This is a genomic window from Legionella sp. 27cVA30 (assembly GCF_024160945.1).
Classification (GTDB): domain Bacteria; phylum Pseudomonadota; class Gammaproteobacteria; order Legionellales; family Legionellaceae; genus Legionella_A; species Legionella_A septentrionalis.
Genome location: NZ_JAMYXK010000001.1, coordinates 248,936 through 264,935, shown reverse-complemented (window position 1 = coordinate 264,935; position 16,000 = coordinate 248,936). Strand labels below are relative to the sequence as shown.

Genomic DNA, 16,000 nt, shown 5'->3' with positions numbered 1-16,000 from the left:
AGTCTTGCTTACTACCATTAGCCTGTTGCTGCTACTTACGGGCTTCGTTTTATGGATGCTGCAGGAAATACAATTGTATGCAAAAACAAGCGCCTCGCGAATTAAAAGCCACCATGATTTGTATGCATTAGAAGCTGCTGCGCGTAATTTGGGTTTATCAAGCAAAGCCATTAACGATTCTTGTGTGGTGCAAGGGGATGATGTGAGGGCTCTGGCTTTGCTTTTAGAAAATAATCATGGCTGTATATATAAGCTGGCCGGGCATTCTTATGTTTATGCTTTAGTGGATTTAGGAAGTTACCCCTGTTTATCCATCCAGCAAAATTCCAGTGAATTCTCCAGCCACCATTGGTTAATCAGTGTAAAAGATGAGCAAAATACCATTTTACAATTAAGGATCGCGAAACCGATTCACCAGCTGGCGTGTATAGCCGATAAGCGGATCATTCACTCCGGTGTCATCAGTTGGAGAAAATTGACTTTGACAGAACTAAAGAAGGGTATTTTTTAAGTGGGTATTTTGCTAGTATCGAATTTCCTCGTTAAAATCCTCATGTAATCTGTGGATATTTATTTGATCTTTTAGGTTTATTAAGTTGTTTCTTAGTTAAACTGTTTGTTCTGCAACATGAATTAAATTTACCGCAACCGAGGCGGTTAGGAAGAACATCAATTTTTACCCGTTGTAAGAAACAAAAGGAGAACTGATGAATTTTTTTCAAAAAAAAGATGTTGCAATTTTAAGTTTGACCTTCTTGCAGCCCCAAGAGCTTAATGTTCCCCGTCTTTCAACGAAGCAAGTAAAAAAACTGGCTGATTCCAACAGAATCTGGAATCAATTTCTCGCAGAGGATTTCCGTGTATACAGTTCTGATTACTCACCCAGCAATGATCCAGAACCCAATTTTGCCATAGAGTCAGAATCGGAAAAACCTCAGGAATCTGCAATACAACGATTTAAAAAACATCCTGAGCTGCGTAGCAAAAACGTGCAAATTGATGCACACGGTCGCGAATGGTTTGCTAAGTATAAGGCACAGCAGCTAGCGGATATTATTATACAAGATAATGATATATCGATTGAAAAGCGCAAGGAACTGGCGACAAAGTTAGCTTTGGTGCAGAAAAGCATTTTGTTGGAAGATGAGTTGGAAAAACTTAGCCCAAAAGAATGTGATATTGTAAACAATGTCGCGCAATTGATTGGTGCCAAACTTATTTCCCTGGAAGAGGCTAAAAAATTAACTCTGGAGGAAAGCAACGATTTGAAATTGTGCGCTCCTTTGATCATGGCGCAAATTTTCACGCTGGAAGAGGGGAAGAGGTTACCATTACCGGTTTCAAGAAACTTGGAATATGTAATCGATTTGGTGCTCCACCTTTTTTTGCATAAAGGAGAAATAGCCTATTTAAACCTGGATGAATGCATGGTCCTGCAGGCTGCTTTTATGCTGGTTAAAGAAAAAATCTTGTCAATTGAGGAAGCCCGCGCATTAAAATTAACTTTTACGCAAATTCAAAATTTACAAAGTTTAAACCCTTTGATTTGTCAGAAAAAATTATCTTTAGCTGAGGCATTGCGATATACGGATAGCCAAAGACAAAATGTCAAAGCCTTTATGCCGCAACTTTTAAAAGATAACAGGGCCCCTCACTTAATTGAAATAGAAATTAATTTACATAAAGACAGAGGGCTTGATGCAAAGGTTTGTTGGTATTTGGAAAACCTAGGCGACTTATATATGCATGAAAAAATTTCTCTCGATGAAATTAAACAGTTTAAAATTGCACAAGAGGCTTGGAATTTAAGAGATGTTACGGAGTTGATTTTATCAGGCCATATCAGCATCGAAGAAGCCAAAGCATTATCGGTTGCCGAATGCCGCGGGGTAAAAGCAGCTACTCCTTGGATTCAGCGGGGCTGGATGACGATTAGGGATGCGAGAAGGTTAAATTCTTACCAATGCATTAACTTAGAATCATTAAGCGCGCTTTTAAACCGCTCCGATGTGCACGTGCATCAACATGATTTGCAACTGGCTTTAGCGCAAGCGCAAGTGAACGTCGAGGAGGAGCCGCATGCAGGGCAAGGGATTAGTCCAGCTTCTTGTGCATAACAGGAAAGATTCTATGCGCGTGTTTTGGGTAACGAACAAAATGGATTTTGTATGCTTACTGACCGTGTGGTTTATTCACCGGGAGATGTACTCCTAAAAATTGATATGCGTGGGTGGTATCCTGAGAGCGAAACTTTCAATACAAGGCATCACGTAATGCTTGTTTTGGGCGTGAAGGAAGGGTATCCCATCGTCGCGCATATGACATTCCATAATAAAAATAATCTTCCGGGATTAATAAGTGAAACATTAAATCGTGGCAAAGATTTATTTTTGATTCATTATCAGTTCAGTGAGCAGGTAAGGGCCAAGATCGTCGATTTGGTGCAACAAGCATTACAGTCGAAGCAATTTGTTATTACTAAACACATTATTAAAGATCAGCATATAAAATCATTACCCTACCGCGAAAAAATGCTAAGCATCGCATTAAAGAATTTAGCCGCTGGATTTAACGTGTGTGATTTTGATGCTGCACCAGAAACCATTAAGAAAATAAGCTGCCACGAATTTGTTTTAGCGATAATCCATAATGCCTGCCGGCAATGCAATGAAGAAATTCCTGAGTCTTTACGTATGCCGCCCAGTTTGGCTTGGGCTGATTTTTGGTTGCAAGCAGCTTACGATCATCCCGAGGAAGCAAAAGTAATCTGTATGCCTGCTATGTATCCTCTAGCTAAAACTCCTTTGCAAAAAAACAGTATTTTTGCTGTTGCAGCATCACCTTCCTTTGAATCCATGCGCAACGCATCCTGTGCAATTTTATAAAAAAGATATTGCTTGTTATATTAAAACGCAAGATGATCAAAATTTATGTTTTTTTATCGAACTTAATTTATAATAAATGGAATTTTTTTTAATAAATTATACTGAGTGATGAAAAATCAAAATCAAAACAACTTTCCTTTAGAAGAACAAGCGAACGAATTGCGCCAATTTTTGCTTAAGCGATTGCGTAAAAATAATGAAGAAATGACTCCCGTTTTTATTCAGGAAGTGGTGGTTTATGCCGCAGATTCTTATGGCGAAGCAAAAAGTGCTGCCATTGACAAAAGCACGATTGATGATCCGGCGCCACGTCTGTTGGCTCATATTGCACTTTTGGCAGAGCTAACCAACAGCATTCATCAAAACAGTTACTGCACCTTGGCTGAAAACGGCGAACACGTATTAAAAGATGATTGCCTGAATAAGATTACCCGGCTGTCGCTCAATGAATTTTCTCTTTATACAAATCAGCCGTTGAGCCAACAGCAGTTTAAAATTATTTGTGCTGGAATAGAACAAATATCTAAAAAATTGCCGGATAATGTTCATCTTTTGCTAAGTTCTTTTGCAGTGGTTAATGAGCAAAATGAAATTCTTAATACAGCTCTTTACGTGGAAGGGGGATTGATATCTAAAACAAGAGTTATTAGCAAATCGTTTGCTTCAACGGTAGATGTTACTTATGAGCAAATGAAAAATTTTTCGCAAGGAGTGTGTTATGGCGGCATGAAATCTCTTAGCGATTTTGTAGCAGGAGATAATGCAGCAACTATTCCAGTAACCAATAGTAATTTTTTTGAAGTGAGGACGAAAGGGAATGCAGTTTATTTACAATCATTGGAATTATGTTTAGACCATCGCTTCAAAAGAGTAAAAGATTCTTTAATTTCAAAGCTGACAAGAAGCTCCAGCGACTCGCAATTATTGCCAAAATATGTGGATCAAATTATCTCATCCAATTCTATTTCCATCCATGATGATTCACTTATTGTGCCATTAGCATGGCACGTGGATCCCAATTATATGAATCCTATCCCTCTTTCCCTGCTTAATTTGGATTCTGGATTGCTATCCGCCATACAGGCTAGGCAACATCCAACCTTACAGTTAAAAAATGAAGGGAAATTATTACAAATAATTAACCCAGCTTTTGGAAGGGATGCTATTTTGATTAGGCACAATGAGCGTCAGCTAACAGGATTTTTACCTGAAATCCTGCTCTTGGTTGAATTTGAAAATCAGAAAATTATTGAAGAACGCGTGGATACTTTATTGATTAATAATTCAAAAGACATAGAGCTTATCCGACAATGCATTGAGCAGAAAAACGCAGATTTATTTGCCAGCATCTTTCAAAAATATCCTAAGGTAAATTATGTGGCTTTGATTGAGCAATTAGCCCATAAGTTTGATAGTGCTGAAAAGCCGCAAGTTAAAAAATGGCTTTATCAGGAAGTCATGCGTAATGAACTTAAAAAAAACATTTACCTTAATATGGAAACAATAATGTCTGCCATTCAAAACGGGGTGGATTTTAACCATCGTTTTAATGAAACAAGTACTTTTGGGGAAAACACATTCGCATATGCTTGCGTCTTTCAAAATCCGCGCCTGGTTTCTGCTTTTTATGAAAAAAATCCCCACGTCAACTATATTCAAGCTGTTGAAAATACCGTACTGCAATTTTCTCCTTCCTCACAAGCTTTCGCTAAAAAATGGCTCTATCAAGAAATATTAACGTGTGAATTTGAAAAAGAAGATGGGGGCGATTTAGCTGTTATTTTAGCTGCGTTGCGTGCAGGGATAAATTTTTTTCACCCTTACAAATATGCCTTAAATTTGGGGGAGCGGGCATTACTGCAAGCCTATATCTGCAAAGAGCCGCGCATTCTTCAAGAAATAAGCATGCAAAATCCGAATCTTAATTATTTCGCTGTAATTGAAAATGCCCTCAAGGACTTTTCGCCGCTAGTGAAAACTATGCTCAGGGTATGGTTTTATCAAGAGTTTTTGAAAATTGAGCTTAAAAAGACAGTCAATGTCAACATGGAATTGGTACTCGGGTTATTAGCCGAGGAATTGGATTTTTTTGAACCCTATGACCAGGTTTTATATTTGGGCGAACAGGCTTTAGCACAAGCATTTCTATGTAAAGACACGAACATTATTTCCGTAATGAAGGCAAAATATCCCAATGTGGATTATGCAATGGTAATTCCGCGAATAGCTAATAGTTTTGGCAAGTTTTTTGCAACGGAGGTCGCTCATTGGCTTTCCCAGGAAATTATGAAAAGTAATCTCTTGCAAATTCAATTTGGAATTGCTTGTCAAGATGAAGCTCAATTACTACAACAAACCATGAGCCTATATCAAATTTATATCCAGGCGATGAATGTAAACAGTCAAAAGCAAACACTGGAAACGTTATGCGAGGCAATTTGCACCCTGATAATACGCTATAGGAAATATGGGGATACTGATGCAGCAGCGCTGATTGCGCAATTCACTCGTGTATTTGATGCATCACTGCAAGCCAGGGTTAAATATAGACTTTGCCATGAAATTATAAAAGATGAATTGAAAAAAACTGCCAATGCAGATCGTGTGCTCCTGCAAACTATTGTGCAATTGGGAATCGATTTTTATTATCCATATCAGGGTAATTCATGCATAGGTGAAGAACTCATAGCTCTGGTTTTTACCGTGCGGGATTCTCAATTACTGGCAACGCTTATGAATCATTTTTCCCAGGTGAACTGGTTCACCATTGTGCAAAAGATAGGTAGCCAATTAGTATCGCCATTAGGCGAAGAAATAAAAAACTGGTTTGCGCATGAAATAATTTTAATGGAATTGCAAAAGGGAAGGCAGGCAGATGCAAATCGGTTGAGGCAGGCTTTGCAATTTGGAATTAATTTTTTTCATCCTTACTGCAATACGTGTCTTGGCGTGCAACTCATGGCGCAAGCATGTGTTTCTCAAGACACGGAGCTTCTTCGAAAAATTTATACGGCCTACCCACGTGTAGATTATGCTGCCATGATAAGTCATGCGGTTGGCTTATTTGATGCCAATGCTCAAAATTCAGCAAACAATTGGCTTTGGCAGATGTTTACAGAACTTAACCAAAATGAACCGCAAGGCTTGCACCATTACCGTTTCTTTCATGAGCCCAGGGGGGCTTTCGATGGAGAGAATAGTAAAAATGATATGAAAAGCTGTACTATATAGACAAGCCAGCCGCATAAACAGGCCATTGGGTATACGGTATATTCACCGCTTCTATCATTGCCTAATCAAGCGGATGTTTTTTCCCAATGCATTGGTTTTTTGGGTGGAGCGAAACGGATTAATATCAAGGCCGCCGCGCCGGGTGTAACGTCCATATACAGTAAGTGTATCCGGTTTACAATGATTTAAAATATCCACAAAAATGCGCTCAATGCATTGCTCATGGAATTCATTGTGATTTCTGAAAGAGACAATGTATCTTAATAAACCTTCCCGGTTGATTTTTTTTCCTTTATAGGCGATTTGCACGCTTCCCCAATCCGGTTGGTGCGTGACCAGGCAATTTGATTTTAATAGGTTGGAAAAAAGGGTTTCTTCGACTATCTCATTTTGTACAGAAAGAAAAGAAGGCTCGACCGAGTAAGTGGAGCAGGCAATATCAAGCTCATCAATTAATTCTCCCCAATAAATATCTTTTATCTCAAACTGTTTCGATTCTGCCAATGAAAAAATTTTCACAAAAACTTCCGCGCCAATACTCTTGGTTAAATCTTCGGCAATAATTGCTTCAAGTTCCGCAACAGAACGAAAGTTGGTGTTATTGAAAGAATTAAAATAAAGCTTTAAGGATTTGGATTCTATTAATTTAGGCGAATTGCAGTCATACACTAGCTCAGCTAAGGCAACCATGGGTTTGCCTTTTTCATTAAGCCAGGAAACTTCGTAATGATTCCAGCAATCAAAACCAAAAAAAGGAGGGGAGGCTGGATCGATGCCGATTTCTCTACGTTTCTCGTCTCTTGAAATAGGGAATAGACGGGTTGGATCATAAGTAGCGATGTATGTCGATTTCTTACCTAATTCAGAATCACTCATGATGTTTTCTATTTCATTGACAACTTGCTTGCTCATAATTTTATCCAAATACCGCTGTCCAGTCATTGTATCTTATCATCAGCCTCAAGAGGCAATAAACCTGACTTTATGGGAAAATTTTCACTTGCAGCGGTTCATCCGCTGAGATCCAGGCTCTTTTCATGATTGGGGTGTTAAAAGAAATGCCAATTTCTCCGGCAGCATTAATTGCAATGACACCGATATGTCCTCTTCGATTGTTATGCCGCTTATGCAAAACATAATCACAAGCTTCCTGCATACCCATTTGCTTTAATTCCACCATCATGGAAATTGTGTGTGCAATCACGCCGCGGATTAAATATTCGCCTTCACCGGTCCCGGAAACAGCACAAGTTTTATTATTTGCATAACAACCTGCACCAATGACGCAACTATCGCCAATTCTTCCCGGTAAACAATTACTAGTACCACCAGTTGATGTGCCAGCCGCAAGATTGCCTCTTCTATCGAGTGCAACAGCGCCTACGGTACCATAGATTTTTTTTTCCATAATTTTTTGAATGGTTTCATGCTTGCTCAGTTTTCTGAAAATTTCCTGCATGTGATCGGTATAAAAATAAGAGTCGGCTTCAAGATAAATACCTTCATTTCTAGCCACCTCCAAGGCGCCATATCCTGAAAGAAATACATGCTTCGTCTTATAAGTGATGATGCGGGCAAGGGAAATAGGGTTTTTGACGCTTCTAACCATGGATACAGCTCCCGCTTTTAAGGTTTTGCCATCCATAATGGAAGCGTCCATTTCTATCTCGCCTTGGCAATTTAAAGCAGAACCACGTCCTGCGTTGAATATAGGATTATCTTCAAGCACTTTTACACCTTCTTCCACGGCATTTAGGGCACTGCCGCCGCGGCGAAGAATTTTATATCCAGCCTGTGCGGCTTCCGCCAAACCTTCCTCATATTCTTTGAGATTTTTTTTTAAAAAAGGATAACTGTTACTGGCCCCGCCGTGAACTGCAAAAGCAATTTTACTCATAGCACGTTTCCTTATCTAATTCATGCTCGCTGTATAGGTATCGCAGGATTCGCAAGCTTACGGGTTTCCATGGAAAACTGACATCCTTTCACTAACAAGTGCACGCGCAGGTTTTCCACAAATACTGCTTCTCCTTCAGAGACGCTGGTTATATTGGTTTGACAGATTTCACGCCCATCAATGATGACCACCATGCCTGAGCCGCGGCACTCCGTGTCCGTGCCGTTTTTAATAATGAGTGCCGTATCTTCCCCAAGACCGATGCCCAGTTTTTCAGGGTTCATAATGATGGCATGCGCCAAGCGGCCAAAGCGGCCGCGTTTAATAAAATGGGTATCGATGATGCAATTGGGCAAAAATCCTAGTCCGGCTGAAGTACTCAGATTGCGGTAAAGCAAGGCTTCGGTAAGACCTCCCTCCATAATCATGACGGTGGACATTGCCATTGCACCGGCACTGGTGCCTGCAATAATTAATTCGGAATCTTCAAAATAACGTGCACGAATGATATCAATGAAAGGGGTACCGCCAAGGATAGTGGATAAGCGGAATTGATCACCGCCCGTGAAAAATATGGCACCTGCATCCTCGGCACGAGATAAGTAATTTTTTTTACGTGCCTCCATGCGATCATTAATCGGCATGAACCCTACATTGTTATAGCCAATTTTGCGGAAAACCTTTTGATATATTTTTTTCACTTCATCCTGTACTTCAGAGCCTGTGGTAATAATTTCTATTTTTCTATCTGAAGAACCTGGCAGCAGTTCATTCAATATTTCATAGCGCGTAAATTCTTTGCGTTTTTCAATAATATCCGGCGGCTCGCCGACTTTATCTTCGGCTCCGCCAATAATAAGCAATTTGGCTTTAGGCATCATGATAAGCAGTCCTCACTTGGCAGAGTACTCCTTCATATAGTTTACTACTTTTAAAACATCATCGATGGAATAAAAGATAAATGTACCCGGAGTGGCATGATCCATCGCATAATGAAGGGCTTCAAATTCATCCGAGATAATTTTTACATTGGCATCAGGATTAAAGCGCTCAATCCCTTCCATTAAAAAATCAGTTAATTCTTCATTCGTTCGGCCGCGCCCATCCACATTGTGGCGTATGATGATTTCATCAAACATTTGCGCTGATTGGTACCCAAGTTGTTGTATGTCTTCAGGCCTCCTGTCCCCGGTAGCGCTGATAATGCCTATTTTACGGTTGCATTTAATCGAATCGAGATATTTCTTGATTTCAATGTAAGCCCCTTCATTATGAGCATAATCCAATAAGACTTGAAAATTGTCGAACTGAAAAAGATTCATTCTCCCCGGGGTATTCGTCGGAGAAGAGGAAAATTTTTGCAGGGCAGAACCAATCTCTTGTATAGGAATATTAAAAATTATCCCGGTCAAAACTGCAGTCAGCACATTAAGGACCATGAATGATGCTTTGCCATTAAAGGTAATGGGAATGTCAGCTAAGGAGGCAATAATGGTTTTATCATGATTTTTTTGCACTACAATCGTATTGTTATTAACGTAAGCAGCAAGCCCGCCGGCTTCACAGTGAGATTGAATGCGGGAAGTATTGCGCAAACCGAAGAGCGCCACATTGCATATTAATTCTTCCTTAATACGATACGCCCGCTCGTCATCGGCATTGAGCAAGGCATAACCGTCTTTTTTAGTGCTGCGCGCGACGACTCCTTTAGCTCGCACCAGTTCTTCCAGAGTATGGATGTCGTTTAATCCAAGATGATCGCTTGTAATATTTGTTATTACACTCACATCACATTCATCAAAACCCAAACCGGAACGTAAAATACCTCCTCTGGCGCATTCAAGAACGGCGAATTCAACCCATGGATCATGCAAAATAGTGGCAGCGCTTGAAGGGCCGCTACAATCGCCCTCATGGATTAAATCATCATTGATATAAATACCGTCGGTGGTGGTAAAGCCAACCCGATAGCCGGCATGTTTTGCCAGATGGGCAATCAAGCGGACCACTGTAGTTTTACCATTGGTCCCAGTCACAGCAATAAGTGGTATGCGTGCGGATTTACCTTGTGGAAAAAGCATGTCAATAATAGGAGCAGCTACATTGCGTGTGACCCCCTGGCTGGGTGCTAAGTGCATGCGCAATCCCGGGGCAGCGTTTACTTCAATGATGGCGCCATTCATCCAGTTGATAGGCGATTTTATATCTTTTGCAATGACATCAAGGCCGCAGATATCAAGGCCCATTAATCTTGCGGTGCGTTCAGCCAGTTTGATATTGTCCACATGCACATCGTCAGTAACATCGGTGGCTGTACCCCCTGAACTTAAATTAGCAGCATCTTTTAAGTAAAGAATTTCACCGGCAGGGAGGATGGAGTCCAGGGACAAATTTTTTTCAGCCAAAATAGTTCGGGTAGTTTTGTCAATTTTAATGAGCGTTAGGACATTGCTATGTAGTTCACCGCGACGGGGGTCTTTGTTGACTTCATCAATCAATTGTTTAATGGTTTGCGTACCAGTGCCTATGACCATAGCTGGGGTGCGTTGGGCGACGGCCGCCACTTTGTAATTAATCACCAGGAAGCGATAATCACTCCCCTCAATAAAGCGCTCTACGATAATCTTGGCAGAAAAGGTCTTCGCTAAATTAAAGCTCAGCAGGGCTTTTTCTTTGTCAATGATGTTACTGGTGATGCCTCGCCCATGGTTCCCATTAAAGGGTTTAATAACTAAAGGGAAACCCAATTCCCGTATCGCTGCATCCAATTCTTCCATCGTACTAATCAATACGCCGCGGGGAACAGGAATAAAGTGCGACAGTAAAAGTTGCTTTGTTAATTCTTTATCAGCTGCAATATCTACTCCAATAGAGCTGGTGTGTGAGGTTAAGGTGGCATTGATTTTTTTTTGCCGGCAACCATAACCCAAAATGATAGCTCCTTGTACCGGAGTTGCGGGAATATTCCTTTTTTCAGCTTCTTTGACGATGGCTTCTGTGCTTGGCCCTAACTTTTCTCGCTCATATAAATTTTTTAACACCTGCAAATCTTGATTCAGCTTAGTGTATTTTTTACCTTGTGCCAGCGTGTTTGCAATATGGACGGCTGCATTAGCCGCATAGAGGCCCGCGTTTTCAACCTCATAAGAAAAGATGACATGATAAACTCCATGTTCATGGGCGTCATAAGCTCTACCGAAGCCACAATCCATCCCAGCTAGAGTCTGTAATTCCAAAGCAATATGTTCTACCACATGCCCAAGCCAGGTGCCTTCTTCCAGCCGCTGTAAAAATCCTCCCTCTACCCCCCGCGAACAGCGGTGACTATACAAAGAGGGGAGAAGTTTTGCCAAGGCTTGTGGAAATCCTTTTAATAAATTAGTGGGGAAATTTTCATATTCCTCGAGATCCAATTTGAGTGCAATGAGTTTTTTACGATAGTTAGACCAATAATTGGGACCTTTTAACGTCTTAATTTGTAAAATTTTCATGAATCGTCCTTAATACCTGCAAAAGCTCGGGGATAACCCTCAAGAACAGCGTCCCTGGAAAATTTATATGCAACAAGAAAAGAACTGAGTAAAAGGAATTTAGATGATATGTGCCCTTTTTTCCATTTTTACATCATTATTCATCCAAAATTGTTGCATTCTTGCCCTACGGGAAGAATTGGTGAAAATAGTACAATTTGAAAAATAATTATGTTATAAAATATGTAGCATTTATAAATGTATGACAAAATATTTAAGCTGTTCAATAATCTGCTTTAGCATATAAAACCTAAAACTAAACCTAATCTCCCGCTTCTGGGAGCTGGCGTGGTCAAATGGATTTGGACATACCAGTTAAGAGGTAATTAACTTAACTGGAGATAGCAGCCCATAGCCTATCGATTAATGCCAATATGCTTACTCGCTGGATAAAGGAGCATGAATCAGAAAATTTCCAAATCAATTTGAATTTGAATATAGGGGCTTAAGAATCAAAGAATGCTGCTTAAACTGGGGTGCCCTCATTGACCACGTCAAGGCACCATTAGGAGAGACAAATTGATAGCAAAAACAATTAATCTCAAAGTGTTGCAAGGGTTGGGTCAGCTTTTTAAGCAAACGCTCATATTTGATGCCAGTATATTCAACCATTGCAAAAATAGTAGTCAATTTTTTCCCTTCAAATTTATGTTTAATTCATGTGGGTGAATTATTTAGCGGTTGAGTTAGATTTTTTATGCGAGGTAGGCTTCATTTGAAAAGAAATTTGGCCTCCGCGTTCGAGCATGGCATGCTTAACTGATTTAATAGTGTTTATTCCATACTGAAGTCTTAACGCTTGCAGGATATCGTTTGGGGTAATTCGGCAGCATTGCAAATTCTTTTTTATGTATTTGCCATCACGAATAATGGGAACTTTGTCGCCTTTAATGTATTTGCCGATTGTATGACTTTTATAAGTAATGTAGGCTAGCGCCCGATAAAGTAGAACAATCAAGCTGCATACTAGGATAGAGGGCAAAAGTGGGAGGTTGTTAACGATCGCCTCGCCTAATATCGCTCCTAAAATAATGTAAATGATGAAATCCAAAGGAGTATGATTACCATACAGTCTGGATAAATTCATTCTGAAAATAACAATGGCATACAATGTAATGAATATCCCGCGGAGATAAAGGTCATAATCTAAGATTTCATGTAACCCTAAGAATTTACCCATGGCTCACCTATAGTGATTGGTTAACAGGAAGACTAAGTAACTAGCTCATCTTCCGCTTTGAACTTAATGTCTAAGAGTTATGCTCTCTGTAGTACTCTTACTTTTTTTTGCATGATGTTTTTCCTGCCAGCTTTTTAATATAACGTAAAAGATAGGAACAAATACAACCGCAAGGCAGGTGGAAGCCAGCATGCCACTGCATACTGCAATACCAATTGAGCGGCGCGCATTCGCCCCTGCTCCTGTGGCAAACACTAATGGCAGTACACCCATAATAAATGCAAAAGAAGTCATAAGGATGGGGCGAAAACGCGTTTTGGCGCCAATGACAGCAGCTTCAAGAATGCTTTTATTGTGTATTTGCCGTTGTTCATTTGCCATTTCAACAATTAAAATGGCATTTTTCGCAGCCAGTGCAATTAACAATAGCAAACCAATCTGGGTATACATATTATTAGCAAGTCCAAGGCTTGATAAGGCCAAAACCGTACCGATTAAAGTCAGCGGCACGCTTAAAATGATTGAGGCAGGTGTAAGCCAGTTTTCATATTGACCTGCTAAAATTAAATAAACCAAAATCAGGGAAAGAAAAAAAATAAAATAACTCATGTTTCCGGCAATTTTTTCCTGATACGCCGTACTTGTCCATTCATAGGATAATCCGGGTGGCAGTACTTTCTTGGCGAGCTCCTCCATGGTTTGCATGGCTTGCCCTGAACTATACCCTGCAGCAGCTACACCGGTAATGTTGCTGGAAGGATACAAATTATAAAGTGAGATAATCGCAGGACCCACATCCGGCTTAATATCTGTTAAGGTACCGAGAGGTACCATGGCGCCAGCTTGATTTTTTACATAATAGTTACGGATGTCTTCGATGCTGGTGCGCGACGAAGCATCGGCTTGCACGTACACTTGAAAGACTTGTCCAAATTTAGTGAAAAGGTTCACATAAGAAGAGCCTAGAAAAGTCTGCAGCGTGTCAAACGCGTCACCAATGCGTACGCCTAATGCTTCCGCTTTTAAACGATCAAAGGGCGCCGCTACTTGCGGCACAGAAGCACGGAAAGAAGTCATCAGTCTTTGCAAAGCAGGTTGCTCATTACCGACGTTAATCATTTTATCGGTAATTTGCTGCAGTTTTTGATAGTTGAAACTTCCATCTTGCAATTCAACTTGCATTTGAAAGCCTCCCGATAATCCCAAGCCTTGGATAGGGGGTGGAACAACCACTAATACTTTTGCATTCAAGGTATGAAGCGCAATATCGTTTAACTTTGTGTAAAGCGATTGCAAATCTTCCCCCTTACCTCGTAAGCTCCAATCTTTAAATATCACATATAAAACACCCGCATTAGCCAGACTTGAATTGTTATCAAGAAGAGAAATCCCATCGATGGCAATTACGTTTTCGACTCCTGGTATTGCAGCTACTTTTTTATGCAATTCATCTAGAATTTTTTCAGTGCGGTTTAAGGTGGCTCCATCAGGCAATAATACATTCATAATTAAATATCCCTGATCTTCCATAGGTATAAAACCAGTAGGAATGCGGGTTAACCCAAAAATAGCAAGCGCTATTAAAATGGCTCCGATTATTCCTGCCTGAAAACTGCGATGGACGAGGCGGTCGATAAAACGTACGTATCGAGCTTCGAGCGGGTTGTAAATTCTGTCAAATGTCTTGAAAAAAATATTTTTTGGTTTGTTCGCATCAAATGGTTTCAGCCATAGTGCGCATTGAGTGGGTTTTAGCGTCATCGCATTGATCGCACTGATGAGTGCCGTGGCTGCAATAATTAACGCAAATTGTGCATACATGGCTCCCGTTAAACCAGGCATGAATCCCGCAGGTACAAATACGGCCATCAATACCAGAGTAATCCCGATGATGGGGCCAAATAATTCTCTCATTGCCAAAATAGAAGCTTCTTTGGGAGGAATGCCGCGTTCTATGTGTTGAGTGACTCCTTCCACAATCACAATGGCATCATCAACCACAATGCCGATTGCCAATACCAAAGCAAACAGGGTGAGTAAATTAATGCTATAACCCATGAGCATCATGGCAAAAAATGTGCCAATGATGGTGACAGGAACTGTGGTTGCTGGTACCAGGGTAGCCCGGAAATTTTGCAGGAAAACCACAATAACTAATAAGACTAGAATTCCTGCCTCAAATAAGGTTTTATACACTTCATCTACCGAAGCTTTAACAAACATGGTGGTGTCAAAGGGAATGGAATACTGCATTCCAGGTGGAAATTTTTTAGCCATTTTGGCGACTGTTTTTCGCACTTCTTGTGCCACTTGCAATGCATTGGCACCCGGTAGCTGGAAAATGCCAATGGCTGCCGTAGGCTTTCCATTCAATTTTGCCAGCTGACTATAACTGGAAGAGCCTAGCTCAACGCGCCCAATGTCTTTGATGCGCACGATTTGCGCACTGCTGCTGGCATTGGCTTGCTCGTTTGGGCCTGTTTCAATCGTTTTGACAATAATATTGCCGAATTGTTCCGGGTTAGCGAGCTGGCCCGGCACATTGACTGTCAATTGATAGGATGGGGTGCCTACTGTAGGAGGGGCGGAAATTTGGCCAGCGGAAACTTCCTTGTTTTGCTTACTGATTGCATTTAATACATCGCTTGGATTTAGTGAAAAAGCATACATTTTCTTTGGGTCAAGCCAGACGCGCATCGCATAATTGCCCGAGCCGAAGATAACCACATTCCCCACACCAGGAAGGCGCGCCAGTTCGTCTTGCATGTTGATCGTTGCGTAACTGTTTAAAAACAAGCCATCATATTCGTCATGTTCTGCGGTGAGGGTAATAAATTGTAAAATGGCGGTTGATTTTTGTTGCACCAAAACTCCCTGTTTTTGTACTGGTACAGGTAGTTGTGCCATGGCAGCTTGCACCCGATTTTGCACCAAGACTTGCGCGAAATTTAAATCGGTGCCGATAGCAAAGGTTACAATTAGGTTATAGTTGCCGCTATTCGTACTGGTTGACTGCATGTATAACATGTTCTCAACCCCATTGACTTGTTGCTCAATGGGAAGAGCTACGGTATTGATGAGTGTTTTGGCATCTGCACCCGGATAAGTCGTGGTGACTTGAATAGTGGGTGGTACGATGGCTGGATATTGCGCTACCGGTAAAACCCAGATTGCTATTGCTCCCAGAAAAACCAGTAACAAGGCGATGACGTTTGCCAGTATGGGCCGTTCAATAAAAAATTTAGAAATCATTTCCAGTTATCCCACATTCATAGTA

At 40.7% G+C, this 16,000-nt stretch carries 10 protein-coding genes; 4 read left to right on the top strand and 6 right to left on the bottom strand.

The window, feature by feature from the left end:
• Positions 1-4 precede the first annotated feature (4 nt).
• The 4 genes from NKV53_RS01175 (at position 5) to NKV53_RS01160 (ending at position 6,116) form a co-directional block, all read left to right on the top strand.
• A complete protein-coding gene (locus NKV53_RS01175) occupies positions 5-511 on the top strand; it encodes a hypothetical protein (RefSeq protein WP_127032812.1) in 507 nt (168 codons plus the stop codon).
• A gap of 196 nt (positions 512-707) precedes the next feature.
• Positions 708-2,117, top strand: coding sequence for a hypothetical protein (locus NKV53_RS01170; protein WP_126953650.1), 1,410 nt, complete (start codon positions 708-710; stop codon positions 2,115-2,117).
• A gap of 51 nt (positions 2,118-2,168) precedes the next feature.
• Positions 2,169-2,885: a hypothetical protein gene (locus tag NKV53_RS01165; protein ID WP_127032816.1), complete on the top strand. Its 717-nt coding sequence runs from the start codon at positions 2,169-2,171 to the stop codon at positions 2,883-2,885.
• 108 nt (positions 2,886-2,993) lie between these two features.
• Complete coding sequence (locus NKV53_RS01160; protein WP_253350566.1) at positions 2,994-6,116, top strand: hypothetical protein; 3,123 nt, start codon at positions 2,994-2,996, stop codon at positions 6,114-6,116.
• Positions 6,117-6,170: 54 nt separating this feature from the next.
• Here the strand turns inward: NKV53_RS01160 and queF are convergent, their stop codons facing one another.
• The 6 genes from queF to NKV53_RS01130 all read right to left on the bottom strand — a co-directional run bounded on the left by queF (position 6,171) and on the right by NKV53_RS01130 (position 15,975).
• Complete coding sequence (gene queF / locus NKV53_RS01155; protein WP_127032820.1) at positions 6,171-7,028, bottom strand: NADPH-dependent 7-cyano-7-deazaguanine reductase QueF; 858 nt, start codon at positions 7,026-7,028, stop codon at positions 6,171-6,173.
• A 70-nt stretch (positions 7,029-7,098) separates the two neighbouring features.
• Entirely contained in the window at positions 7,099-8,013 is a 915-nt protein-coding gene (locus NKV53_RS01150; protein WP_126953654.1) for an isoaspartyl peptidase/L-asparaginase family protein, read from the bottom strand.
• Between the two features lie 20 nt (positions 8,014-8,033).
• Entirely contained in the window at positions 8,034-8,894 is an 861-nt protein-coding gene (locus NKV53_RS01145) for a cyanophycinase (RefSeq protein ID WP_126953655.1), read from the bottom strand.
• A gap of 12 nt (positions 8,895-8,906) precedes the next feature.
• Positions 8,907-11,504 carry a cyanophycin synthetase gene (cphA, locus tag NKV53_RS01140; protein ID WP_127032822.1) on the bottom strand — a complete coding sequence of 866 codons (2,598 nt, stop codon included), beginning with the start codon at positions 11,502-11,504 and terminating at the stop codon, positions 8,907-8,909.
• Between the two features lie 709 nt (positions 11,505-12,213).
• Positions 12,214-12,630 (bottom strand): DUF421 domain-containing protein, encoded by a 417-nt coding sequence (locus tag NKV53_RS01135; RefSeq protein WP_233588845.1) that lies wholly within the window; start codon positions 12,628-12,630, stop codon positions 12,214-12,216.
• A 156-nt stretch (positions 12,631-12,786) separates the two neighbouring features.
• Complete coding sequence (locus NKV53_RS01130; RefSeq protein WP_127057297.1) at positions 12,787-15,975, bottom strand: efflux RND transporter permease subunit; 3,189 nt, start codon at positions 15,973-15,975, stop codon at positions 12,787-12,789.
• Positions 15,976-16,000: the final 25 nt, after the last annotated feature.

Coding starts and splice junctions, on each gene's coding strand:
- NKV53_RS01170 (WP_126953650.1), top strand. CDS start 708: ATGAATTTTTTTCAAAAAAAAGATGTTGCAATTTTAAGTTTGACCTTC.
- NKV53_RS01135 (WP_233588845.1), bottom strand. CDS start 12,630: ATGAATTTATCCAGACTGTATGGTAATCATACTCCTTTGGATTTCATC.
- NKV53_RS01165 (WP_127032816.1), top strand. CDS start 2,169: ATGCTTACTGACCGTGTGGTTTATTCACCGGGAGATGTACTCCTAAAA.
- NKV53_RS01130 (WP_127057297.1), bottom strand. CDS start 15,975: ATGATTTCTAAATTTTTTATTGAACGGCCCATACTGGCAAACGTCATC.
- cphA (WP_127032822.1), bottom strand. CDS start 11,504: ATGAAAATTTTACAAATTAAGACGTTAAAAGGTCCCAATTATTGGTCT.
- queF (WP_127032820.1), bottom strand. CDS start 7,028: ATGAGCAAGCAAGTTGTCAATGAAATAGAAAACATCATGAGTGATTCT.
- NKV53_RS01160 (WP_253350566.1), top strand. CDS start 2,994: ATGAAAAATCAAAATCAAAACAACTTTCCTTTAGAAGAACAAGCGAAC.
- NKV53_RS01150 (WP_126953654.1), bottom strand. CDS start 8,013: ATGAGTAAAATTGCTTTTGCAGTTCACGGCGGGGCCAGTAACAGTTAT.
- NKV53_RS01145 (WP_126953655.1), bottom strand. CDS start 8,894: ATGATGCCTAAAGCCAAATTGCTTATTATTGGCGGAGCCGAAGATAAA.